Origin of the sequence: Klebsiella sp. RHBSTW-00484 (genome assembly GCF_013705725.1) — a bacterium.
Lineage (GTDB): Bacteria > Pseudomonadota > Gammaproteobacteria > Enterobacterales > Enterobacteriaceae > Klebsiella.
The window spans coordinates 4,737,115-4,762,714 of the sequence record NZ_CP055481.1; the positions used below are offsets into that span (position 1 = coordinate 4,737,115).

General features: G+C 54.7%; 25 protein-coding genes. 8 read left to right on the forward strand and 17 right to left on the reverse strand.

Annotated features, from left to right (window positions below; translation table 11 throughout):
• Positions 1–55 precede the first annotated feature (55 nt).
• Entirely contained in the window at positions 56–1,504 is a 1,449-nt protein-coding gene (gene thiI / locus HV213_RS22330) for a tRNA uracil 4-sulfurtransferase ThiI (RefSeq protein WP_181483346.1), read from the reverse strand.
• A gap of 199 nt (positions 1,505–1,703) precedes the next feature.
• Here thiI and xseB point away from each other — a divergent pair, with 199 nt between their 5' ends.
• The 4 genes from xseB to HV213_RS22350 are packed head-to-tail and all read left to right on the forward strand — an operon-like array spanning position 1,704 to position 5,761.
• Positions 1,704–1,946 carry an exodeoxyribonuclease VII small subunit gene (gene xseB / locus HV213_RS22335; protein WP_110273767.1) on the forward strand — a complete coding sequence of 81 codons (243 nt, stop codon included), beginning with the start codon at positions 1,704–1,706 and terminating at the stop codon, positions 1,944–1,946.
• Complete coding sequence (gene ispA / locus HV213_RS22340) at positions 1,947–2,846, forward strand: (2E,6E)-farnesyl diphosphate synthase (RefSeq protein WP_181483347.1); 900 nt, start codon at positions 1,947–1,949, stop codon at positions 2,844–2,846.
• Between the two features lie 18 nt (positions 2,847–2,864).
• Complete coding sequence (gene dxs, locus HV213_RS22345; protein ID WP_181483348.1) at positions 2,865–4,727, forward strand: 1-deoxy-D-xylulose-5-phosphate synthase; 1,863 nt, start codon at positions 2,865–2,867, stop codon at positions 4,725–4,727.
• Positions 4,728–4,786: 59 nt separating this feature from the next.
• On the forward strand, positions 4,787–5,761 hold the full coding sequence (locus HV213_RS22350) for an aldo/keto reductase (RefSeq protein ID WP_181483349.1): 975 nt from the start codon (positions 4,787–4,789) through the stop codon (positions 5,759–5,761).
• A gap of 127 nt (positions 5,762–5,888) precedes the next feature.
• On the opposite strand, the gene pgpA is transcribed toward HV213_RS22350, so the two are convergent.
• The 6 genes from pgpA to nrdR form a co-directional block, all read right to left on the reverse strand.
• Positions 5,889–6,404, reverse strand: coding sequence for a phosphatidylglycerophosphatase A (gene pgpA, locus HV213_RS22355; RefSeq protein ID WP_181483350.1), 516 nt, complete (start codon positions 6,402–6,404; stop codon positions 5,889–5,891).
• Positions 6,385–7,359: a thiamine-phosphate kinase gene (thiL, locus tag HV213_RS22360; protein ID WP_181483351.1), complete on the reverse strand. Its 975-nt coding sequence runs from the start codon at positions 7,357–7,359 to the stop codon at positions 6,385–6,387. Before thiL ends, pgpA begins: the two co-directional genes overlap by 20 nt.
• Before the next feature lie 74 nt (positions 7,360–7,433).
• Positions 7,434–7,853, reverse strand: coding sequence for a transcription antitermination factor NusB (nusB, locus tag HV213_RS22365; RefSeq protein ID WP_110273773.1), 420 nt, complete (start codon positions 7,851–7,853; stop codon positions 7,434–7,436).
• A 19-nt stretch (positions 7,854–7,872) separates the two neighbouring features.
• On the reverse strand, positions 7,873–8,343 hold the full coding sequence (gene ribH, locus HV213_RS22370; protein WP_110273774.1) for a 6,7-dimethyl-8-ribityllumazine synthase: 471 nt from the start codon (positions 8,341–8,343) through the stop codon (positions 7,873–7,875).
• A gap of 88 nt (positions 8,344–8,431) precedes the next feature.
• Entirely contained in the window at positions 8,432–9,535 is a 1,104-nt protein-coding gene (gene ribD, locus HV213_RS22375) for a bifunctional diaminohydroxyphosphoribosylaminopyrimidine deaminase/5-amino-6-(5-phosphoribosylamino)uracil reductase RibD (protein WP_181483352.1), read from the reverse strand.
• A gap of 3 nt (positions 9,536–9,538) precedes the next feature.
• Positions 9,539–9,988 carry a transcriptional regulator NrdR gene (gene nrdR, locus HV213_RS22380; RefSeq protein ID WP_110273776.1) on the reverse strand — a complete coding sequence of 150 codons (450 nt, stop codon included), beginning with the start codon at positions 9,986–9,988 and terminating at the stop codon, positions 9,539–9,541.
• Positions 9,989–10,135: 147 nt separating this feature from the next.
• On the opposite strand from nrdR, the gene HV213_RS22385 reads away from it, so the two are divergent.
• Both HV213_RS22385 and HV213_RS22390 read left to right on the forward strand, forming a co-directional pair.
• Complete coding sequence (locus tag HV213_RS22385) at positions 10,136–10,678, forward strand: SadB/YajI family lipoprotein (RefSeq protein WP_181483353.1); 543 nt, start codon at positions 10,136–10,138, stop codon at positions 10,676–10,678.
• A 295-nt stretch (positions 10,679–10,973) separates the two neighbouring features.
• Entirely contained in the window at positions 10,974–11,858 is an 885-nt protein-coding gene (locus HV213_RS22390) for a nucleoside-specific channel-forming protein Tsx (RefSeq protein ID WP_181483354.1), read from the forward strand.
• Positions 11,859–11,902: 44 nt separating this feature from the next.
• On the opposite strand, the gene HV213_RS22395 is transcribed toward HV213_RS22390, so the two are convergent.
• The 8 genes from HV213_RS22395 to queA form a co-directional block, all read right to left on the reverse strand.
• Positions 11,903–12,592 (reverse strand): helix-turn-helix transcriptional regulator, encoded by a 690-nt coding sequence (locus HV213_RS22395; protein WP_181483355.1) that lies wholly within the window; start codon positions 12,590–12,592, stop codon positions 11,903–11,905.
• Between the two features lie 14 nt (positions 12,593–12,606).
• Complete coding sequence (locus HV213_RS22400; protein WP_181483356.1) at positions 12,607–12,972, reverse strand: VOC family protein; 366 nt, start codon at positions 12,970–12,972, stop codon at positions 12,607–12,609.
• Between the two features lie 64 nt (positions 12,973–13,036).
• Positions 13,037–14,428 (reverse strand): M24 family metallopeptidase, encoded by a 1,392-nt coding sequence (locus tag HV213_RS22405; protein WP_181483357.1) that lies wholly within the window; start codon positions 14,426–14,428, stop codon positions 13,037–13,039.
• 115 nt (positions 14,429–14,543) lie between these two features.
• The gene (gene secF, locus HV213_RS22410) at positions 14,544–15,515 is read right to left on the reverse strand and encodes a protein translocase subunit SecF (RefSeq protein WP_181483358.1); all 972 of its coding nucleotides are present in this window, start codon (positions 15,513–15,515) and stop codon (positions 14,544–14,546) included.
• A gap of 10 nt (positions 15,516–15,525) precedes the next feature.
• Entirely contained in the window at positions 15,526–17,373 is a 1,848-nt protein-coding gene (gene secD / locus HV213_RS22415) for a protein translocase subunit SecD (RefSeq protein ID WP_181483359.1), read from the reverse strand.
• A gap of 27 nt (positions 17,374–17,400) precedes the next feature.
• Positions 17,401–17,733, reverse strand: coding sequence for a preprotein translocase subunit YajC (yajC, locus tag HV213_RS22420; RefSeq protein WP_110273784.1), 333 nt, complete (start codon positions 17,731–17,733; stop codon positions 17,401–17,403).
• A 22-nt stretch (positions 17,734–17,755) separates the two neighbouring features.
• Positions 17,756–18,883: a tRNA guanosine(34) transglycosylase Tgt gene (tgt, locus tag HV213_RS22425; protein ID WP_181483360.1), complete on the reverse strand. Its 1,128-nt coding sequence runs from the start codon at positions 18,881–18,883 to the stop codon at positions 17,756–17,758.
• Between the two features lie 53 nt (positions 18,884–18,936).
• On the reverse strand, positions 18,937–20,007 hold the full coding sequence (queA, locus tag HV213_RS22430; protein WP_181483361.1) for a tRNA preQ1(34) S-adenosylmethionine ribosyltransferase-isomerase QueA: 1,071 nt from the start codon (positions 20,005–20,007) through the stop codon (positions 18,937–18,939).
• 91 nt (positions 20,008–20,098) lie between these two features.
• Between queA and acpH the strand changes: the two genes are divergently transcribed.
• Both acpH and HV213_RS22440 read left to right on the forward strand, forming a co-directional pair.
• Entirely contained in the window at positions 20,099–20,680 is a 582-nt protein-coding gene (gene acpH / locus HV213_RS22435) for an ACP phosphodiesterase (protein ID WP_181483362.1), read from the forward strand.
• Positions 20,681–20,850: 170 nt separating this feature from the next.
• The gene (locus HV213_RS22440) at positions 20,851–21,450 is read left to right on the forward strand and encodes a peroxiredoxin (RefSeq protein WP_181483363.1); all 600 of its coding nucleotides are present in this window, start codon (positions 20,851–20,853) and stop codon (positions 21,448–21,450) included.
• Between the two features lie 49 nt (positions 21,451–21,499).
• On the opposite strand, the gene HV213_RS22445 is transcribed toward HV213_RS22440, so the two are convergent.
• Positions 21,500–22,894, reverse strand: a complete 1,395-nt coding sequence (locus HV213_RS22445; RefSeq protein WP_181483364.1) for a DUF3999 domain-containing protein — start codon at positions 22,892–22,894, stop codon at positions 21,500–21,502.
• Positions 22,891–25,548, reverse strand: a complete 2,658-nt coding sequence (locus HV213_RS22450; protein ID WP_181483365.1) for a DUF2339 domain-containing protein — start codon at positions 25,546–25,548, stop codon at positions 22,891–22,893. Before HV213_RS22450 ends, HV213_RS22445 begins: the two co-directional genes overlap by 4 nt.
• Between the last annotated feature and the right edge of the window lie 52 nt (positions 25,549–25,600).

Below are 25,600 nucleotides of genomic sequence, written 5' to 3' on the forward strand. Positions count from 1 at the left end.
CGGCAACCCAATCCAGGGTTGCCGTTTTCAATGTTTACGCCTTAGTCAGGAAAATCTACGGGCGATACACCTTAACATTCTCAAAGCCCTGCTCGCGCAGATACAGCGCCTGCAGGCGGCTCATCACACCGCGTTCACACCACAGCAGCCAGGTTTTACTCTGGTCGAGATCGCCGAATTTAGTGCTCAGCTTGTAGAACGGCAGGGAAACCACATCGATACCCTCTACCTTCAGCGGCCTTTCATCCTGCTCATCAACAGAACGAATATCGAGGATAACGTCGTTAGAGCCGAAACCGCTGACGGTTTCCACTTCCACCACGTCCTGCTCGGTCTGCTGGGCAATATCGCGAATATCAATGTTATTCGCTTCCGCCACCACTTTCTCAAGGATGCTGAAATCGAAGTTTTCTTCTTCCGCTTCGATCTTCGCCTTCACCGCTTTCACGGTCGGGCTCTTCGAGATAACACCGCAGTATTCCGGCATCGTGCGGGCAAAATCTTCGGTGCCGATTTCACGCGCCAGATTAATGATGTGCTCTTTATCGTGTGAGATCAGCGGACGCAGAATCAGCGTATCGGAGACATTGTCGATTAAGCGCAGATTGGTCAGCGTCTGGCTGGAAACCTGACCCAGCGCTTCGCCGGTTACCAGCGCCTGCACACCATAGCGCTCAGCCACTTGCGACGCCGCACGGACCATCATACGTTTGAGCACGACGCCCATCTGGCCGTCGTCGACTTTCTCAAGAATTTCGCCCACCACCGGCTCGAAATTAATCGCCACAAAACGCACGCGGTGGGAGCTGCCGAAGCGGTTCCACAGATAATGCGCCACCTGACGTACGCCGATTTCATGCGCAGCGCCGCCGAGATTAAAGAAGCAGTAGTGCACACGGCAGCCACGACGCATCAGCATATAGCTGGAAACGCCGGAGTCGAAACCGCCGGAAATCAGCGACAGCACGTCTTCCTGAGTACCGATGGGATAACCACCGATACCTTCATAACGCCCTTTTACCAGCAACAGACGATCGTTTTCGATCTCCAGGTTCACCGTGACATCGGGGTCAGTCAGCTTCACGCGCGCCGTTTCAATGTGCTGGTTAAGACCGCCGCCGACATAGCGTTCAACTTCGATAGAGGTAAACTCATGCTTACCGCGACGTTTGACGCGCACACAGAAGGTTTTACCTTCCAGCGTTTCACGCCACAGCGGCAGCGTTTGCTCGAAAATATCGTGCAGCGAGGTGAAAGGAACGTCTTCGACTTCCAGAATATGGTGAATACCCGGAATACGGGTCAGCGCATCGCGAATAGCCAGACGCTGATTTTCATCTTTTGCCCGGACTTCGATATGATCCCAATGACGAACGACGGCAAGCGTCTCATCATAGTTTTTGAGAACGTTACGAATGTTCCCGGTTAAGATTTTAATGAAGCGCAATCGCACAGATTGGCTTTTGATGGTGATTTCCGGGAACAATTTAATGATAAACTTCATGGCGACAATAGTTCGTTGGCAAGCCCGACTGGGCTTTGAGCATAAAAAGTTGTACAGGCGCAACCGGCGTCTGCATCCAGGGCGCGGAGTATACCACTATTGGACGCTTTTCACCTGGCATTGCGCGTTATTTGATTAACCGCTCGACTTCGTTACCATATTGATAGCCATCGAGACATAACAAGAGTCTATATTCACTATGCCAAAGAAAAATGAAGCCCCGGCCAGCTTTGAAACCGCCCTGGGCGAGTTGGAGCAAATAGTCACTCGCCTGGAAAGCGGCTCACTACCGTTAGAAGACGCACTCGGCGAATTTGAGCGCGGAATACAGCTGGCCCGCCAGGGGCAGGCAAAACTGCAGCAGGCCGAACAGCGCGTACAAATTTTGCTGGCGGATAGCGAAGACGCGCCGCTCACGCCTTTTACGCCGGACGCTGAATAAATGAACTTCCCGCAACAGCTACAGGCGTGCGTTGAGCAGGCCAATGAAGCGCTGCGTCGCTTTATCGCCCCGCAGCCCTTTCAGAACACTCCGCTGGTCGAAGCGATGCAGTACGGTGCATTATTAGGCGGCAAACGCCTGCGTCCATTTCTGGTTTACGCCACTGGTGACATGTTTGGCGTTAGCCGTACCACGCTGGATGCCCCCGCCGCTGCCGTCGAATGTATTCATGCTTACTCGCTGATACACGACGACCTGCCGGCCATGGATGATGACGATTTACGCCGCGGCCAGCCAACCTGCCATATTAAATTCGGCGAAGCGAACGCAATTCTTGCCGGGGACGCGCTACAAACGCTGGCGTTTTCTATACTGAGTGATGCGCCGATGCCAGAAGTCGCGGACCGCAATCGTCTGGCAATGATTTCTGAACTGGCGCAGGCTAGCGGCATCGCCGGAATGTGCGGCGGTCAGGCGCTGGATTTGGAAGCGGAAGGGCATCAGGTTGACCTGCAGGCGCTGGAACGCATCCATCGCCACAAAACCGGAGCGCTTATTCGCGCGGCGGTGAGAATGGGCGCGCTGAGCGCGGGTGAACCCGGTCGCAGGGCGCTACCCGCGCTCGATCGATACGCAGAAAATATCGGTCTCGCCTTCCAGGTCCAGGATGACATTCTCGACGTGGTAGGGGATACTGCGACCCTTGGCAAACGTCAGGGAGCCGACCAACAGTTGGGCAAAAGTACCTACCCCGCCCTTCTGGGACTTGAGCAAGCCCGGAAAAAGGCCCATGACCTGATTACCGACGCCCGCCAGTCGCTAAATGAGCTGGCCGCGCAATCTCTGGATACTACGGCACTGGAAGCGCTCGCGAATTACATAATTCAGCGTGATAAATAAACAATAAATGAGTCTCTGATGAGTTTTGATATTGCCAAATACCCGACCCTGGCGCTGGTGGACTCCACCCAGGAGTTGCGTTTGTTGCCGAAAGATAGCCTACCGAAACTGTGCGATGAACTGCGCCGTTATCTGCTGGACAGCGTCAGCCGTTCCAGCGGGCATTTTGCTTCTGGTCTCGGCACGGTAGAGCTAACCGTGGCGCTGCACTACGTCTATAACACGCCGTTCGACCGTCTTATCTGGGACGTCGGCCACCAGGCCTACCCGCATAAAATTCTGACCGGTCGCCGTGACAAAATCGGCACTATTCGCCAGAAAGGCGGCCTGCATCCCTTCCCGTGGCGTGGAGAGAGCGAGTATGACGTCCTGAGCGTCGGCCACTCTTCTACCTCTATCTCTGCCGGGATCGGCATCGCTATCGCCGCCGCGAAAGAAGATAAGCAGCGCCGTGCGGTCTGCGTGATCGGCGACGGGGCAATTACCGCCGGGATGGCGTTTGAAGCAATGAACCACGCGGGCGATATCAAACCCGATCTGCTGGTGGTGCTCAACGACAATGAAATGTCGATTTCCGAAAACGTGGGCGCGCTAAACAACCATCTGGCGCAACTGCTTTCTGGAAAACTCTACTCCACGCTGCGCGAAGGCGGCAAAAAGGTTTTCTCTGGCGTACCGCCGATTAAAGAGCTGCTCAAACGCACCGAGGAACACATCAAAGGGATGGTGGTTCCGGGGACGCTGTTTGAAGAGCTGGGCTTTAACTACATTGGACCGGTGGACGGTCATGATGTTATCGGTCTGGTCAATACACTGAAGAACATGCGCGACCTCAAGGGGCCGCAGTTCCTGCATATTATGACCAAAAAAGGTCGCGGCTATGAGCCAGCCGAAAAAGACCCGATTACCTTCCATGCGGTGCCTAAATTCGACCACACCAGCGGCGTGCTGCCAAAAAGCAGCGGCGGCCTACCCTCTTACTCGAAAATCTTCGGCGACTGGCTGTGCGAAACTGCCTCGAAAGATGACAAACTGATGGCCGTTACGCCAGCGATGCGCGAAGGTTCCGGGATGGTCGAGTTTTCAAAAAAATATCCCGACCAGTATTTCGACGTGGCGATTGCTGAGCAGCATGCGGTGACCTTTGCCGCCGGCCTGGCAATTGGCGGCTACAAGCCAGTGGTCGCAATTTACTCTACCTTCCTGCAGCGCGCCTATGATCAGGTAATTCACGATGTCGCCATCCAGAAGCTGCCGGTGCTGTTCGCTATCGACCGCGCGGGGATTGTCGGCGCAGATGGTCAGACCCATCAGGGCGCGTTTGATATCTCCTTCCTGCGCTGCATTCCGGATATGGTCATTATGACCCCGAGCGATGAGAACCAATGCCGGCAGATGCTGTATACCGGTTATCACTACAACGACGGTCCAAGCGCGGTGCGCTACCCGCGCGGCTCCGGCACCGGCGCTGCGTTTGAGCCGCTGACCTCACTGCCTATCGGTAAAGGCGTGGTGAAACGTGAAGGCGAGAAAATCGCAATTCTGAACTTCGGCACGTTGCTGCCGCAAGCGGCAAAAGCGGCGGAAAATCTTAACGCCACGCTGGCGGATATGCGCTTTGCCAAACCGCTGGACGAGTCGCTGGTCCTACAACTTGCTGCAGAACATGACGTGCTGGTGACTCTGGAAGAGAACGCCATTATGGGTGGCGCGGGTAGCGGTGTGAATGAACTGCTGATGGCCCGTCGCCGTGTGGTGCCGGTGCTGAATCTGGGCCTGCCTGATTTCTTTATCCCACAAGGGACTCAGGAAGAAGTTCACGCCGAGCTCGGCCTGGATGCCGCTGGTATAGAAACCAAAATCAATACCTGGCTAGCATAATCCCCCCTGGTGCTCCTGCTATGCTTAAAGGATACCCTTTAAAGTAGCAGGAGCGCATTATGCATTACATTCCCCTTGGCGATACCGATCTGCGCGTTTCCCGGCTTTGCCTCGGCTGCATGACCTTTGGCGAACCGGATCGCGGTAACCATGCCTGGACCTTACCGGAAGAGAGCAGCCGCCTGCTGATAAAGCACGCTCTGGAAGGCGGCATTAATTTTTTCGACACCTCAAACAACTATTCTGACGGCAGCAGTGAGGAGATCCTCGGCCGTGCGCTGCGTGAGTATGCCCGCCGCGATTCCGTTATCGTCGCGACCAAAGTTTATCATCAGGTAGGCGATCTACCGCAGGGCCTGTCGCGGGCGCAGATTCTGCGTTCCATTGACGATAGCCTAAAACGCCTCGGCATGGAGTATGTCGATCTGCTGCAAATTCACCGCTGGGATTACACTACGCCCATTGAAGAGACCCTGGAGGCGCTAAACGATGTGGTTAAGGCAGGTAAGGCTCGCTATATCGGCGCGTCGTCGATGCATGCCCGGCAGTTCGCTCAGGCTCTGATGTTGCAGGAGCAAAACAACTGGGCGCGCTTCGTGACCATGCAGGATCACTACAACCTGATTTACCGCGAAGAAGAAAATGAGATGTTGCCGCTGTGCAGCCGCGAAGGCGTCGCGGTGATGCCGTGGAGCCCGCTGGCGCGCGGTCGCCTGACTCGTCCCTGGGGAGAAACTACCGCCCGACTGGTATCGGATGAAGTCGGTAAGGCGCTCTACAACGCAACGGATGAAAACGATGAATTGATTGCCAACAAACTGGCCGAGGTAGCGGAGGAGCTTGACGTCAATCGCGCCCAGGTCGCGCTGGCCTGGCTATTGAGCAAACCCGGCGTGGCCGCGCCAATTATTGGCGCATCAAGGCAGGAGCAAATGGACGAGCTGCTACATGCAGTCGATTTAACGCTCACACCGGAGCAGATTGAAAAGCTGGAGACACCGTATAAACCGCACCCGATTGTCGGGTTCAAGTAGCGCTCTGTTCCCACAAGATTCCCGGCTCGCGCTACGCTAAGCCGGGCTACGGGTCCTGCGGATTAGGTAGCCCGGACAGGTGCGCAGCACCGCCTCCGGGAAGCTGCTGACCTGGAGTTTACTGTGCTTAGAAAAGACCAATCGGCCAGTGGTGACCAATCACGTACAGCACCCCGGCGGAAATCACCCCGGCGACGATATCGTCTACCATGATCCCCATCCCGCCATGAATGTTGCGGTCGAACCAACGGATCGGCCACGGTTTCCACATATCAAAAATACGGAAAATCACAAACCCGGCGGCGACCCACTGCCAGTCCATCGTCGGTAACGCCATCAGGGTTATCCACATCCCGACAAACTCGTCCCAGACGATACTGCCGTGATCGTGGGTACCCATATCTTTCGCCGTACGATGGCAGATATAGACGCCGATGCAGATGCTCATCATCACCACCAGCGAATAGAGCTGCCAGGGAAGAAAGGTCATCAGATACCAGAACGGAATCGACGCCAGCGACCCCATTGTTCCGGGTACAACTGGGCTCAGACCGCTACCAAACCCCGTCGCCAGCAGGTGCCAGGGGTTAAGCATATTCAGGCGGCTTTTCGCCACATCTCTACTACGCGCCAAAATGGTCATATCCCTTAAAATCAAGCGTTACCGGCTTGCTATCGCGGATAAACTGCAGGCCTTCCGACTCTGGGAGAATCTGGCCAATACAGGTAAAACGCGCGCCGAGATTGGCGAGAGCAACATCCAGCGCCCCACGGTTCAGTTCAGGAACGGTAAAGCACAGCTCATAATCTTCGCCGCCGGAGAGTGCCCAACGCAACGCCTGTTCCGTTTCAACCTGACGCTGCATAGCCTCGGAGAACGGCATCGCATCGAGATCAACGCGTGCGCCGCAGCCGCTGGCGTTAAGAATATGACCCAGGTCGGAAATTAAGCCATCGGAGAGGTCAATAGCCGAGGTTGCCAGATCGCGCAGCGCCTGCCCTTGCAGAACGCGCGGCAGCGGACGCAGGTGGCGCGCCAGCAGGTAATCAGCATCGGGTGCATCTTCAACCTGAAGCCTGTCCTGCAAAATCGCCAGTCCCGCAGCGCTGTCACCCGGCGTTCCGGTGACGTAAATCCAGTCGCCAGGCTTCGCTCCAGAGCGCTTCAGCCCGCGCCCTGTCGGCACAAAGCCGTGGATACCCAGCGTCATCGACAACGGCCCGCGGGTGGTATCGCCGCCAATCAACTGCATATCGTAATAGTTGAGCTGGACAAACAGGCTGTCGCTAAAGGCTTCAAGCCACGCTTCGTCTGCTTCCGGTAGGGTCAGGGCCAGCGTTAACCACGCCGGTTCAGCGCCCATTGCCGCAAGGTCGCTCAGATTCACCGCCAGCGCTTTATAAGCGAGGTCGGCAGGGTCGATGTCAGGTAAAAAATGGTTTCCCGCCACCAGGGTGTCGGTGCTGATTGCCAGCGTTTTTTTCTCGGGGATATTCAGGAGCGCGCAGTCGTCGCCAATGCCGGTTTCAACATCAAGACGAGCGCTTTTAACACGATCAAAATAACGGGCAATCAGGGAAAATTCGCCGCATGCCATACGTTATGCCTCAGCAAAAGAAAGAATAAGGCCGGATTTGCAGGAAAGATAATCTGCAAATCCGGCCCTGGAGTTTACTTTTTGTTGGGACGAATTACCGGGGCTGCTTTATCCAGCACGCCGTTGACAAACTTGTGGCTATCTTCAGCGCCAAAGGTTTTCGCCAGTTCAATGGCTTCGTTAATCGCAACTTTGTACGGGACATCGCTACGCTTTGACAGCTCAAACAGCGCAATTCGCAGTACCGCTTTTTCCACCTGACCCAGCTCTTCCAGCAGGCGGGACAGGTACGGCTTCATCAGGCCGTCGAGGTACGCGCTGTTAGTCGCCACTCCGGTCAGCAGTTCACGGAAATACAGAACGTCAACATCTTTCACATCCTGTTCCGCCAGGAACTGGTATTCGACATCAGCGATGTCGTTTTTGGACAACTGCCAGGAGTAAAGCGCCTGGACAGCACACTCACGGGCGCGGCGACGAGCAGCAGGTTTCACGGAATTCCCCTTACAAAAATCAGGCCTTGATGGCTTTCAATACGTTAATCATTTCCAGCGCAGTCAGCGCTGCTTCAGCGCCTTTGTTACCGGCTTTGGTGCCAGCACGCTCGATGGCTTGTTCAATACTTTCAGTGGTCAGAACACCGAAGGCTACCGGGATCCCGCTGTCCTGAGCGACATGCGCCAGGCCATTGCTTGCTCCGCCAGCCACATATTCAAAGTGCGCAGTGCCGCCACGGATAACGGTACCCAGCGCGATCACCGCGTCATATTTACCGGTTTTCGCCAGTGCGTCAGTCGCCAACGGCAGCTCATACGCACCTGGAACCCAAACAACGGTAATGTTTTCATCTTTGACCTGGCCAATGCGTTTCAGGGCGTCAATCGCACCTTCCAGCAGGCTGTCATTGATAAAGTTGTTGAAACGCGCAATGGTGATGGCGACGCGGGCGTCCGGGGTAGCAACGTTAGCTTCAATAATGTTCATACTCTTCCTTCGGGTTCACTTGGCCCCGCAAGGGGGGCGGATTCTATCATATTAATCGGCGCACTGCTTTCCCTTTTGTCCGGGGAAATCAAGCGTTCACTAAATGCAGGCAAATATCCGGGCCTACATGACGTATCTCGTTGAATTTGAAATGGGGTGCTTGTTCAAGTTTCTCAAGCCCCGGCAGCGCACATAATCCGCGTGCGTCGGTGCCTAACAGTTTAGGCGCAATGTAGACGATAAGCTCGTCCACCAATCCGGCCTGCAACAGCGCACCGGCAAGCGTTGGCCCCGCTTCGACCCAAATACTATTAATTTGCTGTTTACCCAGTTGCATCATCAGCACCACCAGATCGAGATGGTCGTTATGCTCAGGAACCAGCAGATTGCGCACGTTTTCCGGCCACTGACGAGCATCTTCGTGAGTGCGGGCAAACAGCGTCTCGCCCGCCTGCTGCACAATGCGATGCTGTGGGGTCACGCGATTCTGGCTATCGATAACAATCCGTAAAGGCTGGCGCAGATTTTCCTGTGGGTACAAGGTCTGGGTTTCGGCGTTGAGCTCGTCCCAGCGAACGGTCAGCGCCGGGTCATCCGCCAGCACGGTTGCGCTGCTGGTAAGGATGGCGTGGCTTTGCGCACGCAGACGCTGCACGTCGCGACGCGCCTGAGGCGAGGTGATCCACTGGCTTTCACCGCTAGCCATCGCCGTACGGCCATCCAGCGACGCGCCCATTTTAAGCTGGATATAAGGAAATCCGGTACGCATCCGCTTGAGAAAACCTTTATTCAGCGCTTCAGCTTCGTTCATCATCAGCCCGTGGCTGACGTCGATGCCTTCCTGCTGCAGGCGGTACAGACCGCGCCCCGCCACCTGCGGATTCGGGTCCTGCATCGCGGCAACCACACGAGAAACACCCGCGGCAATCAGCGCTTCGCAGCACGGCGGCGTACGCCCATGATGGCTGCAGGGCTCCAGCGTGACGTAAGCCGTCGCGCCTTTGGCTTTTTCACCGGCCATACGCAGCGCGTGGACTTCAGCGTGAGGTTCGCCAGCACGGTAGTGAAAACCTTCACCGACGATCTCGCCATCTTTGACGATAACGCAGCCGACATTCGGGTTGGGATGAGTGGTGAAGCGTCCGCGTGCGGCCAGCTTGAGCGCCCGCGCCATGTACATTTCGTCCAGCATAGCTTAGTCCTGTAGGCGGGCGATCTCTTCGCCGAACTCTTTGATATCTTCAAAGCTGCGATAGACGGAAGCAAAGCGGATATAGGCCACTTTATCGAGCTTTTTCAGCTGCTCCATCACCAGGTTGCCGATCATTTTGCTCGGTACTTCGCGCTCGCCGGTCCCGCGCAGATGCGTTTTAATGTGGTTAACAGCCATTTCCACGTCGTCAGAGCTGACTGGACGTTTCTCCAGGGCTTTCAACATTCCGCTACGCAGTTTTTCTTCATTGAAAGGTTCACGCACATCGTTGCTTTTTACGACCCGCGGCATCACCAGCTCCGCCACTTCAAACGTCGTAAAGCGTTCATTACAGACCAGACACTGGCGACGGCGGCGCACGGAAGAGCCCTCGCCCACCAGACGAGAGTCGATAACTTTGGTATCTACGGCGAAACAGAAAGGGCAATGCATAGCGCGTCCTGACATGTAGTTAAACTAACAGGTAGTTTACCGCGAAGTGGCGCGACAACAAAGGAAGAGCTTTTGAGATAAAGGATCTATAGTGCGCTTACCCGAACAGTCTACCATTAAGCATCCTCTGTTAACGGAATCCCAACCATGACAAGACGTTATTTAAAACTGGCCATTATGGGTAGCCTTTTCGCCCTCAGCGCCTGTGCACAGCAAAGCGAAGTCCGCCAGATGAACCAGAGCGTGAGTACGTTGAGCAAAGAAATGACTCAGCTCAATCAACAAACGGTAAAAATTACGCAGCAAAACGTCCTGAATGCGAAATCGACCCGCGGCGTTTATCTGCTTCCGGACGCAAAAACGCCAGCGCGATTGAACAGCCAGATCGGTACTCTGCGCATGTCGCTGCTCAATATCACGCCAGATGGTGACGGTACCAGGCTGACGCTGCGCATTCAGGGCGAATCCAACGATCCGCTGCCGGCATTTAGCGCAACCGTGGCTTCAGGACAAATCAGCGGTACGACCGATAATTATCAGGAAGTGAACGTGCAGGATCAGCTGATTAGCGCCCCGGCAAGCACGCTGGCACCCAGCGACGTCGATGTTCCACTGCGCCTGAATGGCGTCACGCCGGAACAAGTCGGTTTTGTCCGTATCCACGATATTCAGCCCGCAAATATGCAGTAACACCTTCCGCCGGATATCACAAACATCCGGCGCTTCCCTGTACTGAAAATCCATTTACAGATTTCCCGATCGGTTCACTAAAAATTGACAGCATTTATGAATTTCAGTGGCATTTTGTCAAGAAATGCATAAAATCGTGAACGCAATCGATTACGTACATGTTCGTTATGTGAAACAACACATATTTTTGTGAGCAATGATTCCTATAATAGACGCCACAGAAATACGAAATATTTAGAAACGCTTCGGCGATTCTTTTAACGCCTTCAGGCTTAATTTAAACAGTGGCATCATTATGAAAAAAACATTACTGGCAGCGGGCGCCGCTCTTGCGCTCTCCGCATCTTTCTCTGTCAGCGCGGCAGAAAACGACAAACCGCAGTATCTGTCTGATTGGTGGCACCAGAGTGTAAACGTGGTGGGTAGCTATCACACCCGTTTTGGGCCGCAGATCCGTAACGATACTTATCTGGAATATGAAGCGTTCGCCAAGAAAGACTGGTTTGATTTCTATGGCTATATGGATGCGCCGGTCTTCTTCGGTGGTAACACCGACGCAAAAGGTATCTGGAACCACGGTTCGCCGCTGTTTATGGAAATTGAGCCACGCTTCTCTATCGACAAACTGACCGGTACTAACCTCAGCTTCGGTCCGTTCAAAGAGTGGTATTTCGCGAACAACTACATCTACGATATGGGCCGCAACAAGTCTGGTCGTCAGAGCACCTGGTATATGGGTCTGGGTACCGATATCGATACTGGCCTGCCGATGAGTCTGTCCCTGAACGTCTATGCGAAATACCAGTGGCAGAACTACGCAGCGTCCAACGAAAATGAGTGGGACGGCTACCGCTTCAAAGTGAAATACTTTGTGCCGCTGACCGATCTGTGGGGCGGTTCACTGAGCTATATCGGCTTCACCAACTTTGACTGGGGTTCCGATCTGGGCGATGACAACTTCTATGATATGAACGGCAAGCATGCGCGCACCAGCAACTCCATCGCTTCCAGCCATATCCTGGCCCTGAACTACGATCACTGGCACTACTCTGTCGTGGCGCGTTACTGGCATAACGGTGGCCAGTGGGCGGACGACGCTAAGCTGAACTTCGGCAACGGCGACTTTAACGTCCGTTCTACCGGCTGGGGTGGTTACCTCGTAGTCGGTTACAACTTCTAATCTGCTCTGTTTTCCCCGGCGTCCGCGCCGGGGATACCTCATCATTAGCGCTCTTCGCATCTCACCTTACGCATAAAATCGCTCAATGAACGATCGGCTCGTTCGCTGAAATGACGCCCGGTCATGACAATATCCAGGCACCGATCAAGGCGAAAACAGCGATAATCCTCACGCAGTTCGCACCAGGTTACCAGCAGCCAGCGCTCGCCCCAGAAAAAAAGCCCCAGCGGCAGCACTTCGCGCTGCGACACGTTTCCGGCCTCATCACGATAGTGCAGCGCCAGTGCCTGCTGACCAGAAACCGCCCGATGAACTAAATCAAACTGGTCTTTAGTGTAGCCCTGAGCGCCAAAGTCCGGAGCAAACAAGCGCGACTGTTCCGCCTTGCGCCGACTCTCCGCGGGCAAAATCGCCAGCACTTTTTCCTGCGCCGACTCCAGCGCTTGAGACAACGACGCGCCGCCCCAGGTCTGCAGCATCCGAATCGCCGCCACCAGCGCTTCGGATTCCTGGGTCGTCAGCATCAGCGGAGGTAAATCGTAGCCCGCCAGTAGTCGGTAGCCGCTTCCTGCCTCCCCCACCACCGGCACGCCAGAGAGCGACAGATCGCGAATATCACGGTAAATCGTGCGTTCCGACACGCCAAGCCGTTCGGCCAGCAGCCCGGCAGTGGTTAACCTTCTGCCGCGCAGGATCTGGACGATTTGAAAAAGGCGGTCGGCGCGTCGGCTCATTTCTGTTATCTCATTTACGCTGGTTGGTGAAGGCCAATCCGATTACCCTCGCTATCAATAAACAGGGCAATAGTGCCGATATCGTCCGCCAGCTCAAGCGGGCCAAAAACACAGCTTCCGCCCGCCGAATTTACACGATCGAGCGTAGCCGCCAGATTGTCAGCATGCAGATAGATAATGCATCCCTGATCGGAAGGCTTAACTCCGTCGAACTTTGCCAGCGCACCGCCGGGAGCAGGATCCTGATAAGGAAATACCGCCATTTCAGCACAGTCCATATTCTCCCGCTTCAGCGTCACCTGCATCACTGGCTCGTAAAACGCGACGGCACGATCCATATCCACGACCGGAATTTCAAACCAGTTAATAACGTTATTCATACATCCTCCTGTCCATTGTTTGGGTTCAGGAGGAGTGTATGACAGGGCTACTGACAGCATTATGTCAGTATGGTGCGCAAATCAGCGCACGCTCGGGGCTCAACAGCCACGGACGCAGGTATCCCACGGTATTGGAAAATGGCAGCACTTCTTCAGGAAGCAAGATACCCAATTGCTCGCGAATATACTTCCAGCGGGCGACCACACGTTGCCAAAGCCCGGGGTAGTTCTGCGCCAGCGCCTGACGCAGAGCGCTATCAGCGAGCGCCACGGTATCTTCAATGCTTGCGCCACCATAGCCCGCCCGGGAAGGAATGATGTCAATTTGCAGTATCATTCCACTCTGTAAGCATGCCGTTGAATTGGGCCCGACAGGAGAGCACAGCCACTCTTCATCAGCAACCAGGTGTCCGGGGTTCAAATGCCAGTGATACTCCGCCTTCGGCAACACTTGCTCGATTAGCGCATACATATCACCACCGCACATGCCGATACGCAGATTTTCCAGCCAGGTAACCACCGCATTAAAATAGGGCTTCGCCACTACCTCGAGATAATCCGCTACTTCGGGCGCAAGTTCGCTCTCATCCGCCACCACATAGGCAGCACGGCTGCTTAGCCCGCCTTTGAAGCTGGTGGTCAGCGAGAATTTATCCCCATGCTGAATAACCTTTTCACCGGGATAAAGATTCGCGTGAGCAAAGCGATCGCCGGTCGCAGCAATCATCACCACGTTATTGGGTTGGCCTTCCGCCGCCAGCAGCGCACCAATTTGCTTTTCCGTTTTACCCGGAGCAATGGCATTAAGGGCAGTCATAATAGCCGTGGAGGCCAGATTGGCGCCATACTCATAGTGCGCCAGCTCATTGGCATTATTGGTGATTCTCGCCCCGCTTGCCGGGTTGATAAAAATGCCGGTGGCATTGGTTAATTTCGCCTGCGGCCCGGCAGCCTGGCGAATGGCGTCAACGATAAAAGCCGGCAAGTCAAACATCTGCGAACGGTCATCTGCTACACCCGTGAATAATTTCCAACCGGCCAGCCCTATCCTCTTTTCCGCTATCACTCCCGCATCCTGCAGCAACTGCGTCAGCGTTTTCGTGGTTTCCATCGGCTGATTGGGCAACGAAAACCACGGGGCGTGGATGACCCGATTATCCAGACGGGCATAGCCTGCCAGCTTGAGGTTCTCATTACCCAACACCAGCACCGCCTCACCGTCCTGATGCAGCACCAGCAGCGCCTCTTCAAAGCGGGGAATAAACCCAGTCAGATACTCGAAATTGCCGCCATGCTCTTTATCGGCATAAACGATAAGCGTATCTAACGCCTGCTGACGCATATTCGCCAGCACCTTAGCTCTGCGGTGACGCAAAGTCTCATCGTTGAGAGTAACGGAAGGCACATCGTGCCAGAGGGTAGGTTGAGCAACGGGGGAAAGAGTTACGACAGCCATTGGCAATTCTCCATGTCATTTCACGCTGATACTGGAGAGTAACCAAAATCCGGCCAACTGTAATAAAAAAATCCCGGCCTTGCGACCGGGATTCATTTATCAACGTGCAATTACCTTACGGCAGAATTGACGGCTGATCCGCCCCTTCTTTCTCAACTTTCTGCTGCAGCATGTGCTCGCGCTTCATGCCCAGCTTCAGCGCCAGTGCGGACGCCACGTAGATAGAAGAAGCCGTACCGATGGAGACACCAATCAACATGGTCAGCGAGAAGCCTTCCAGAATCGGGCCACCGAAGAGATACAGCATCAGGATAACCATCAAGGTAGTCCCGGATGTGATCAAGGTACGGTGCAACGTCTGCGTCAACGACACGTTGAAGATTTCGTACGGCGTACCGCGGCGAATCTTACGGAAGTTTTCACGAATACGGTCAGATACCACGATGCTGTCGTTTAGCGAGTAACCGATGACCGACATCAACGATGCCACGATGGTCAGGTCAATCTCGATATGCAACAGCGACAGCACGCCCATGGTAATCACCACGTCGTGCGCCAGTGCGATAACCACCCCCGCCGCCAGACGCCATTCAAAGCGGATACCGACGTAGATCAGGATACACACCAGCGCCGCTATCAGCGCCAGCGCACCGGTCTGAGCAAGATCGGCCCCGACGCTTGGCCCGACGAATTCAATTCGTTTGACCGTCGCGCTCTGGCTGGTTGATTCGTTAATCACGTTAACGACCTTGCTACCCAGTTCCTGACTGCCGTTGGCGTCGTGCACCGGCGGCATACGTACCATGATGTCGCGGCTGCTACCAAAGTTCTGCAACTGCGGCTCTTCAAAACCCGCCGTTTGCAGCGATACACGTACCTGGTCCATATCGACAGGTTTTTCCAGGGTAATCTCAATCACCGTACCGCCGGTGAAATCCAGGCCCCAGTTAAACCCGCGCACGCCAATAATGGCGATGGACAAAATCAGCAGAAAACCTGAAATGCCAAAGGCCCAGTAGTCCCAGCGCATAAAGTCCCAGACTTTACGGCCGTGGTTCAATTGTTCAACAGTATATTCCTGTGCCACAACGCACTCCTCAGATAGACAGCTTTTTAACGCGCTTGCCGCCGTACAGCAGGTTCACGATGGCACGGGTGCCGACGATAGCGGTAAACATTGAGGTTGCGATACCGATACCGGTTGTGATCGCAAACCCTTTAATGGCACCGGTACCGACCGCGTACAGGATAAGAACTTTGATTAGCGTCGTAATGTTGGCATCAAAGATGGAGCTGAAAGCACCGGCATAACCTTCATTGATTGCCTGCTGTATAGAGCGCCCATTACTCAACTCTTCTTTAATACGTTCGTTAATCAGAACGTTCGCATCGACCGCCACCGCAAGGGTTAAGACGATCCCCGCAATACCCGGCATGGTCAGCGTCGCCCCCGGAATCAAGGACATAATGCCGACAATCAGCACCAGGTTAGCAATCAGCGCCGAGGTCGCAATCAGGCCGAACTTCTTATAGAAGAAGATCATAAACAGGATGGAGACCACCAGACCGGCCAGACACGCTTCCAGGCCCTGCTTGATGTTCTGCATACCCAGAGTTGGACCAATGGTACGTTCTTCAACAATCTGAATCGGCGCAATCAACGCACCGGCACGCAGCAGCAGAGAGAGCTGACGCGCTTCAGTCGGGTTGCTGATGCCGGTGATACGGAAGCTGTTACCCAGACGAGACTGGATATTGGCGATGTTAATCACCTCTTCCTCTTTCGCCAGAATCGCACGACCATTGGCATCTTTCTTACCGCTGTCTTTGTACTCCACAAACAGGGTCGCCATCGGCTTACCGATATTGTCCTTGGTGAAGTTAGACATGATGTTACCACCTGCGCTGTCCAGCGAGATGTTCACCTGCGCCTGATTGTACTCATCCATGCTCGACGTCGAGTCGGTGATATGGTCACCGGTGAGGATCACACGCTTGAACAGCACAACCGGCTGGCCTTCACGAGTGCTTTTCACTTCAGAGTCGCCCGGTACGCGGCCAGAGGCAGCGGCAGAGCTATCAACGTTGGTGTTAACCAGACGGAATTCCAGCGTCGCGGTCGCGCCCAGAATTTCTTTCGCACGCGCGGTATCCTGGATACCTGGCAGCTCAACCACAATACGGTCAGAACCCTGACGCTGAACCAGAGGTTCGGCTACGCCCAGCTGGTTTACACGGTTACGCAGGATATTGATGTTCTGCTGAACGGCATATTCGCGGGCTTCTTTCAGGCGGTCGTCAGTCATCACCGCTTTCAGGCCAGTACTGCCCTGAGTGGAGATAACCAGATCGCGATGGCGAGGGCTAAGATATGAAATAGCCTGGTCGCGCGCCGCGCTGTCGCGGAAAGCGATGCTCAGGCCATAGTTGTCTTCTTTACGCACGGTCGCGTAAGGAATGCCTTTATCACGCAGCTCGCCGCGCAGGCTGTCGATATTCTGTTCCTGCAGTTTGCCCAACGCAGTGTCCATGTCGACTTCCATCAGGAAGTGCACGCCGCCGCGCAGGTCGAGACCCAGCTTCATCGGTTCGGCATACATGGCCGCCAGCCAGCGCGGGGTTGCCGGAGCAAGGTTAAGCGCCACGACGTATTTGTCACCCAGCACGCCCATCAGCGCTTCGCGCGCGCGCAGCTGGATATCGGTGGTGTCGAAGCGCGCAAGAATTGCGCCCTCTTCCAGTGCCACAGACTTCGCGGTAATTTTTTCTTCTTGTAGTGTTTTCTGGACCTGGATCAGCGTTTGCTCACTGGCGGCGACTCCGCGCGCGCCAGTGATTTGAACAGCCGGATCCTCACCATACAGGTTGGGAAGCGCATACACTAAGCCGACGACAATAACGACGACCAGCATGACGTACTTCCACAAAGGATAACGGTTTAACACGGCAGTTCCCTTAGGGAAAATGGGTAATTACAGCGCCTTCATAGTGCCTTTCGGCAGAACGGCAGCTACGAAGTCACGTTTGATAACCACTTCAGTGGTATCGTTCAGCGCGATAGCAATGTATCCGCTTTCAGCGACTTTAGTGACACGCCCGACCAGACCACCGTTCGTCAGCACTTCATCACCTTTGGCGATGGAGCTCATCAGGTTTTTGTGTTCTTTACTACGTTTCTGCTGTGGACGCAGGATCATGAAGTAAAAAATCAGACCAAACACCACCAGCATCAGAATCAGAGACATCGGGCTGCCCTGCGCTGCGCCACCGGTTGCTGCTACCGCATCAGAAATAAAAAAGCTCATTGAAATTCCCTCATTATTAAAATTAGTCAACGTTCAAAGGTGGAACGGTTCGACCTTGACGTTGGTAAAAATCGGTCACGAAGCTCTCTAATTTACCCTCTTCGATAGCCTTGCGTAAACCAGCCATTAAACGCTGATAATAACGCAGGTTATGAATGGTATTGAGGCGCGCACCCAATATTTCGTTGCAACGGTCGAGATGATGCAAGTAAGCGCGTGAATAATTGCGACAAGTGTAGCAATCACACTCCGCATCCAGCGTCGCAGTGTCGCTCTTGTGCTTCGCGTTGCGGATTTTCACCACGCCATCGGTAACGAACAGGTGGCCGTTGCGCGCGTTGCGCGTCGGCATGACGCAGTCGAACATGTCGATCCCGCGGCGCACCCCTTCAACCAGATCTTCCGGCTTACCGACGCCCATCAGGTATCGCGGCTTGTCGGCCGGAATCTGCGGGCAGACGTGCTCCAGAATACGGTGCATGTCCTGCTTCGGCTCGCCAACAGCCAAACCGCCGACAGCGTAGCCATCAAAGCCAATATCTACCAGACCTTTAACAGAGATATCACGTAAATCTTCGTAAACGCTTCCCTGAATGATGCCAAATAGCGCGTTTTTGTTGCCCAGACCGTCGAAACGGTCGCGGCTGCGCTTCGCCCAGCGCAGAGACATTTCCATCGAGCGCTTAGCGTAATCCCAGTCCGCCGGGTAAGGCGTACACTCGTCGAAGATCATCACAATGTCGGAACCGAGATCGTATTGAATCTCCATCGATTTTTCTGGATCGAGGAAAATGGGATCGCCGTTGATCGGGTTGCGGAAGTGCACGCCCTGCTCGGTGATCTTACGAATATCGCCCAGGCTGAATACCTGGAAACCGCCGGAATCGGTGAGAATCGGCCCTTTCCACTGCATGAAGTCGTGCAGGTCGCCGTGCAGCTTCATGATCTCCTGGCCTGGGCGCAGCCACAGGTGGAAGGTATTGCCGAGGATGATTTGCGCGCCGGTCGCTTCCACTTCCTCCGGCGTCATCCCTTTTACGGTGCCGTAGGTGCCAACGGGCATAAATGCTGGCGTTTCAACAACGCCGCGCTCAAACACAAGACGGCCGCGACGCGCGCGACCATCGGTGGTATCTAACTCAAATTTCATTATAACTCCTGCGTCAGAAAAACAGTCTGACGTTAAACACTCGTGTCGCGGACTTATTCCCCAACACGCTCAGAAATAGCCTGCGGATTGTACGTGATAAACATCGCGTCCCCGTAGCTAAAAAAGCGATAATTTTGCTCTACCGCAGCCTTATAGGCATTCATGGTGTGCTGATAACCAGCAAAGGCAGAAACCAGCATAATCAGTGTCGATTCAGGCAGATGGAAGTTGGTCACTAACGCATCAATGACTTTGTACTGATAACCAGGATAGATAAAAATCTGCGTATCGTCGAAGAAAGGCTCAATCAGATCATTTTTTGCCGCTTGCGCCGCGCTTTCCAGCGAGCGTACGGACGTCGTTCCAACGGCAATCACTCGGTTACCGCGCGCTTTTGCCGCCAGCACCGCGTCGACCACATCCTGCGGTACTTCCGCATATTCGGAATGCATAATGTGGTCTTCGATAGAATCTACACGCACTGGCTGGAACGTCCCGGCTCCCACATGCAGCGTGACAAACGCCGTTTCGATACCTTTTTCGCGCAGTGCCGCCAGCAGTGGGTCGTCAAAGTGCAGACCCGCGGTCGGCGCGGCAACGGCGCCAGGCTTAGTGCTATAGACCGTTTGATACAGCTCGCGGTCTGCCTCTTCATCCGGGCGGTCAATATACGGTGGTAGCGGCATATGACCGATAGCGTTGAGGATATCCAGCACCGGGCGCGCGTCATTGAATTCAACTTCGAACAGCGCGCCGTGACGCGCCAGCATGGTGGCGTTAATGCTTTCATCATCACCGAGTAGCAGCTCGGCACCGGGTTTCGGCGCTTTAGATGCGCGAATATGTGCCAGAATACGTTTATCATCGAGCATGCGCTCGACCAGCACTTCAATCTTGCCGCCGCTGGCTTTACGGCCAAACAGACGGGCCGGGATCACGCGAGTGTTGTTAAAGACCAGCAGATCTCCAGGGTTGAGCTTATCGAGTAAATCGGTGAAAGTACCGTGCGTCAGCGCGCCCGTCGGCCCGTCTAATGACAGCAAGCGGCAGCTACTGCGCTCAGGCATGGGATAGTGGGCAATCAGGGATTCGGGTAATTCAAAGGAAAAATCGGCAACGCGCATGACGGTAACTCAGACTTAATAAAGAGGCGGGTAGTCTAGTGCCGGGGCGTTCTCCCTGCAACCGTTACCACCTCAGGACAAAGATTAAACGATGAATTTTCTTGCACACCTGCACTTAGCCCATCTCGCCGACAGTTCGCTACCCGGCAACCTGCTTGCCGACTTTGTTCGCGGCAATCCGCAACAGGATTACCCCGCCGATATCGTTGACGGCATTTTTATGCATCGGCGTATCGATGTGATGACCGACAACCTGGCAGAAGTGAAAGAAGCCCGCGAGTGGTTCCGCCCGCAGACCCGCCGCGTCGCGCCGATTACTCTCGACGTAATGTGGGATCACTTCTTGTCGCACCACTGGGAACGCATTTCTCCTGAGATGCCGCTGACCGAGTTCGTTCGCTACGCGCATACTCAGGTAGCGCAGATCCTGCCCGATTCTCCGCCGCGCTTTGTTAATCTCAACGAGTATCTCTGGTCGGAGCGCTGGCTTGAGCGCTATAAAGATATGGATTTTATCCAGAACGTACTCAACGGTATGGCCAGCCGTCGCCCGCGTCTTGATGCTCTGCGCGACTCCTGGCAAGATCTGGATACGCATTATGATCAGCTTGAGCAGCAGTTCTGGCGCTTCTATCCGCAGATGATGGCCCAGGCAAAAAAACACGAGCTATAAATGATTGCGCTTTTTCTGGAAAAGACTATTCTGAAAAGCGCATTTAAATAATGATTGATAGACAATACCTATCTCATCGATTGTCAGCTTACCATTGAGTTCATTCGCCCCTCTCCCTATACTTGCCCGCGTTGCGTTCCAATTAACCTTAGTATTAACAGGAGAATCATATGGTTCTGGTTACTCGTCAGGCTCCGGATTTTACCGCGGCAGCAGTATTAGGTAACGGCGAAATCGTTGAGAAATTCAATTTCAAACAGCACACCAACGGTAAAGCTACCGTCCTGTTCTTCTGGCCGATGGACTTCACCTTCGTTTGCCCGTCTGAACTGATCGCTTTTGATAAGCGTTATGAAGAATTCCAGAAACGCGGCGTAGAAGTGGTTGGCGTTTCTTTCGACTCCGAGTTCGTGCACAACGCATGGCGTAACACCCCGGTCGACCAGGGTGGTATCGGTCCGGTTAAATACGCGATGGTTGCTGACATCAAACGCGAAATCCAGAAAGCGTACGGTATCGAGCATCCGGACGGCGTTGCCCTGCGCGGCTCTTTCCTGATCGACGCTAACGGCGTTGTTCGCCACCAGGTGGTTAACGACCTGCCGCTGGGCCGTAACATCGACGAAATGCTGCGCATGGTTGACGCGCTGCAGTTCCACGAAGAGCACGGCGAAGTTTGCCCGGCACAGTGGGAAAAAGGAAAAGAAGGTATGGCCGCTTCTCCGGAAGGCGTTGCTAAATACCTGACCGAGAACGTTTCCAGCCTGTAATCGGCAGACGTTTCAGAAAAAGGCTCGCAGATGCGGGCCTTTTTTGTTTTTATACCGGGCCGCCTTTTCTCACTTCGCGCCAGATCCGCCATGCCATCAGCGCCAGAACGACGACGCCTAATATCAGCGCTCCCCATACCAGTAGCGTTTTCCAGTTGCTTTGCTGTTCTGCAGCCGAAGTTGCCGTCAATCGCGCCTCGCCACCCAACGCGACGCTTTCTTGCGCCACGGCCAGCGGCAGGTCATTCACGGTCTGCGTTTTTTGCAGCGACGCCGGGATCAGCATATCCAGCCCGACATCTGCCTTTTGCGCCGCCCGGTTTCCCCAGGCCAGCATATAAGGCCCTTTCCCCTGCGGATTAAATACCAATTGATAACTGTCGCGTGAGCCGCTCAGCGCAGGCAGCGACGCCGGTAATCTGGCATTAATCGTCGTCATCCGAACCGCGTCAACCAGTTGGCCTGAAAGATGAATATCCTCCGAACGCTTCCCGTCCAGTTGATACAGCACGGTTTTCGTCAGCGGTTGCCAGGGCTCTTTTTCGCCACTGCGCCAGGATAGCTCCACCGGCAAAACGCCTTCACTTTCCAGGGATATTCTGAGCGAAGTCAGCGGCTGAGGCTGAGTCCAGCGCCAAACGGCTTCCTCATCCGAAATCTTTTTCACCTGAGCATCAAGCTCAATACGTGTAGATTCAGGTTCTCTGCGCTCGGCCAGTGCGGTCACGCTATTTAACACTAGCGCCTTACTTTGCGAATCGAGGATCACCAGCAGATAACGATTACCTTGTGTGAAGAGCGTCAGGTTGGCGCTAATCGTGTCCATTTTCAAACGATCGTTATCACGCGCCAGATCCATCAGTGGAGCATCCTCCTGTATCGGACGCCAATGCTTCAGGTCACGACTGGAATAAACCGACGCTTTCCCCTGCCAGCTGTCCGCCAGCGAATTCCAGTTCAGCCGCAGTTGAGACAGTGCAAAAGCGTCCGTTTTATCCTCCGGCAAAGTCAGTAAATAGCTCTGCCCGAGCGCCTTAACATCGTCACTTTCCAGACGAATTTCGATCCCCGTTGTTGAACGCAAAACCAACGAGTCTACACCGCGACGTCCCTCTTCCCGTGGTGGAACCAGCGACATTTCCAGAGGGAAGAGTCGTAGCGTCATCGTCTCGGGCGTCACTGGCTGGGCCTTCTGCACTTGCAGAGCAAACGGCACCGTATCACCCAGATGATTAAAGACCCGCACATCGCGCAAATCAGGCCATGCTGTGCTCTGATACACCGTTTGAGGAAGCATAATTCGATACCAAGGCGATGCAACTGCGGTTTCCAGCATCATTCCCTGCATGTAGTCCTTAGGCGCTTCTCGCGCTTCATCACTACTCGCCGCAGCGCCCGTCACGCCCAGCAGCACGCTGCATAACGCACCTTTCATCCATTTCATTTTTCTTCTCCTGCTTTGGGCGGTAACGGTGAAAAATACCCGACGATCAACACCAAAATAGCCACACCGATGAAGGCTACCGCGCGCGCCAATCCGCCGCCTCGCGCGCTATCTACCAACATGAGTTTCACAATGACAACCCCTAATAACACCGCTCCGCATAGCCATTCGCGGCGTGAAAACCGCCGCGTCGCACGCAACATTACCGCCAACGCCACCAGCGTCCAGACCAGCGCAAAAGTGGTCTGAACCAGGCGCGAATGCCACAGAGCCTCTATACTCCAGGCCACCTCGCCGTACCAGGCCAGAGCGCGCAACAGCACGCCATTCAGCCACCAGAAGCTGAGCGCCAGCAGCGCAATAACAGGCCAGGGGCGACATACCGATAACTGCACCGGGAAATAACGCAGCGAAACGCGATAAAATATCGCCAGCCCAAGTAGCGCGAAAGCTGCGCCCTCTTCCAGTGGGTTAATAAACGGCAAATAAGTCTGGCCATAGACCACGCCATCGTGCAAATTTGCCAGCGTTAACAAGCACGCCAGCAACACAGCCACAGGAATCATCGCCTGAGAAGCATACAGCGCAGGCCACACGCGGAACGGCCAGATTTGCCGGTGAACCGCTTCAGAGACGAGGAAGATAAGACCCCCTCCTGCCGCCATCATTAAACCGCCCGCCCAGGCCGACATGCCCCACGGCAAATCCTGCGTAAACCAAAACAACTCCATTGCCAGCGCCAGCAAAATCATCCAGAACAACGACAGGTGGGTAAGCATACTGATGCGCGGCGGTAGTGAACCTCCATCACGCCAGAGCAAGGCCGCCGCCGCCGGTAACGCAATACACCAGGCCAGGTTTTGCCAGCCAGCAGAGAAAATCTGTTGTTGGGATATCTGGTAACACAGCACTATCATCATCATTGGCCACAGCAACCATTTGCTCGCATCCAGCTCTCGCCAGGCTAAACGAGCCGCAACCGTACGCCAGCACCACGCCGACGCCGCTAATGTCGCCAGTACGCCAAATACAATCTGCGAGTCTTTATTCAACGCCAGCTGCGATGCGCCGATAAGCGCCACCATCCAGAACAGTAGTCCGCCCGTGAGCAATGCCCAACTGCCTTGCGCATGAAGATTTCGCCACAGCCATGCGGCAACCAGCCAGCTAAGACTGAGTACCGCGAAGATCAGCATCAATGAAAGCGGCGTCGTCCCATTCGCCTGCGCCCAGAGCGCACTACCGACCGCAAGGACAAGTAGCGCGGTACCGCTGTAGCTCATGCGTCGCTGCTGCTGTTGTACGCCCAGCCAGAGGATGCCAAGCCCTTCCAGCGACCAGGCCATTGCCGTCCAGCGCGCTGAAAGCGCAAGTGGGATGGCAAGCGTGGTAAATGCGCCACCGAGCGCCAGTGCAGCCAGCACCAACGGTCTGCCCAAAGAAGGGTAGCGACGCAATGCCAGCCAGGCTAAGGTCAGATAAAAACCACCGTAGCCCAACGCACTCAGCGCCGGGCCATATTCCATATGCCGGGTAATGGCGTACTGCATACCAAAACCAACCAACAGCGGCGCAAACAGCAGCACGCCGTCAATAATCTGCTTACCTTTCTCCTGCGCGCGCAGCGACAACGCCACGCTCAACACGCCAAAAATAATGGTGTTGGCGATCAGGAACAGCTGGCAGCTCAGGTAATAATCCGGACGATACCCATCCAGTCCCCAAAGACCGCCGACGCCAAAGGTAAATAACAGACCCAGCAGGTTAAGCTCCCGCCAGTGCTGCCAGATACTGATGGCGAGTATGCCAATCGACAACAGAAGATAGAATGAAAACAGCGCCACATGACTACCACCGCCGGTGGAAAGCAGCAGCGGTGCCAAATAACCACCGAGGCTCGCCAGCATTGCCAGGCTGAGCGCTTTTTGCAAAATCGCCAGTCCTACGCTCGCCGCACAAATCACGACAAGCAGCGCAAACGCCAGCGTCATCGGTAACATCTGCCACAAGCGAAATGCGCCAAAAACGGTGAGATAGAGCACACCCGTTGCTCCGCCCTGCAAAATCAGAGCATAGACCGGCTGCTTATGCCGCAATCGCCACCCCACCGCCAGCAGGCCAATCGCAAACAGTGCCGCAGTCGCCAAACGCAACTCCAGCGGAAACAGCGCATGCTCAACGGTATAGCGCAGCAGGAACGACAGACCAAGGAACAGAAGCAGAATGCCGAGTTTCGCCATCGGGTTACCCTGCATAAACCAGCGCACCAACGTTGAAACCATACCGCCAAAAGCAGAAGGCTGTTCGACCGTTGGGGAAGAAACTTTTTTCTCCACGGTCTCTGGTTTTGCCTGTGAACTCCACGGGTCGACGGATTCAGACTCCGCCTCAATGGCAGGCTCTGGTTGAGCAACATTGACAACAGGCGTAATGGGAGGTGCTACGGACGCAGGGGGGATAACAGGTTCCGGTATGCTCTGCGTAGCGGGTATTTCCGCAACGCCACGCTCTTCAAGTTCCTCAACCCGACGACGTAACGTTGTCAATTCAAAACGCAGCGCTGCACTGCGATTAAGCGCGACAATCGCAAGGACAGGGGCGACCACCAGCGCGAAAAATAACACTATGCCGCCAAGGATTAGCAACTCATCCATGTTTCTTCCTTCACTATATAAGGGCAATCAGGCTAGCTTGACACAAATTATT

Coding starts and splice junctions, on each gene's coding strand:
- thiI (WP_181483346.1), bottom strand. CDS start 1,504: ATGAAGTTTATCATTAAATTGTTCCCGGAAATCACCATCAAAAGCCAA.
- xseB (WP_110273767.1), top strand. CDS start 1,704: ATGCCAAAGAAAAATGAAGCCCCGGCCAGCTTTGAAACCGCCCTGGGC.
- ispA (WP_181483347.1), top strand. CDS start 1,947: ATGAACTTCCCGCAACAGCTACAGGCGTGCGTTGAGCAGGCCAATGAA.
- dxs (WP_181483348.1), top strand. CDS start 2,865: ATGAGTTTTGATATTGCCAAATACCCGACCCTGGCGCTGGTGGACTCC.
- HV213_RS22350 (WP_181483349.1), top strand. CDS start 4,787: ATGCATTACATTCCCCTTGGCGATACCGATCTGCGCGTTTCCCGGCTT.
- pgpA (WP_181483350.1), bottom strand. CDS start 6,404: ATGACCATTTTGGCGCGTAGTAGAGATGTGGCGAAAAGCCGCCTGAAT.
- thiL (WP_181483351.1), bottom strand. CDS start 7,359: ATGGCATGCGGCGAATTTTCCCTGATTGCCCGTTATTTTGATCGTGTT.
- ribH (WP_110273774.1), bottom strand. CDS start 8,343: ATGAACATTATTGAAGCTAACGTTGCTACCCCGGACGCCCGCGTCGCC.
- ribD (WP_181483352.1), bottom strand. CDS start 9,535: ATGCTGGACGAAATGTACATGGCGCGGGCGCTCAAGCTGGCCGCACGC.
- nrdR (WP_110273776.1), bottom strand. CDS start 9,988: ATGCATTGCCCTTTCTGTTTCGCCGTAGATACCAAAGTTATCGACTCT.
- HV213_RS22385 (WP_181483353.1), top strand. CDS start 10,136: ATGACAAGACGTTATTTAAAACTGGCCATTATGGGTAGCCTTTTCGCC.
- HV213_RS22390 (WP_181483354.1), top strand. CDS start 10,974: ATGAAAAAAACATTACTGGCAGCGGGCGCCGCTCTTGCGCTCTCCGCA.
- HV213_RS22395 (WP_181483355.1), bottom strand. CDS start 12,592: ATGAGCCGACGCGCCGACCGCCTTTTTCAAATCGTCCAGATCCTGCGC.
- HV213_RS22400 (WP_181483356.1), bottom strand. CDS start 12,972: ATGAATAACGTTATTAACTGGTTTGAAATTCCGGTCGTGGATATGGAT.
- HV213_RS22405 (WP_181483357.1), bottom strand. CDS start 14,428: ATGGCTGTCGTAACTCTTTCCCCCGTTGCTCAACCTACCCTCTGGCAC.
- yajC (WP_110273784.1), bottom strand. CDS start 17,733: ATGAGCTTTTTTATTTCTGATGCGGTAGCAGCAACCGGTGGCGCAGCG.
- tgt (WP_181483360.1), bottom strand. CDS start 18,883: ATGAAATTTGAGTTAGATACCACCGATGGTCGCGCGCGTCGCGGCCGT.
- queA (WP_181483361.1), bottom strand. CDS start 20,007: ATGCGCGTTGCCGATTTTTCCTTTGAATTACCCGAATCCCTGATTGCC.
- acpH (WP_181483362.1), top strand. CDS start 20,099: ATGAATTTTCTTGCACACCTGCACTTAGCCCATCTCGCCGACAGTTCG.
- HV213_RS22440 (WP_181483363.1), top strand. CDS start 20,851: ATGGTTCTGGTTACTCGTCAGGCTCCGGATTTTACCGCGGCAGCAGTA.
- HV213_RS22445 (WP_181483364.1), bottom strand. CDS start 22,894: ATGAAATGGATGAAAGGTGCGTTATGCAGCGTGCTGCTGGGCGTGACG.
- HV213_RS22450 (WP_181483365.1), bottom strand. CDS start 25,548: ATGGATGAGTTGCTAATCCTTGGCGGCATAGTGTTATTTTTCGCGCTG.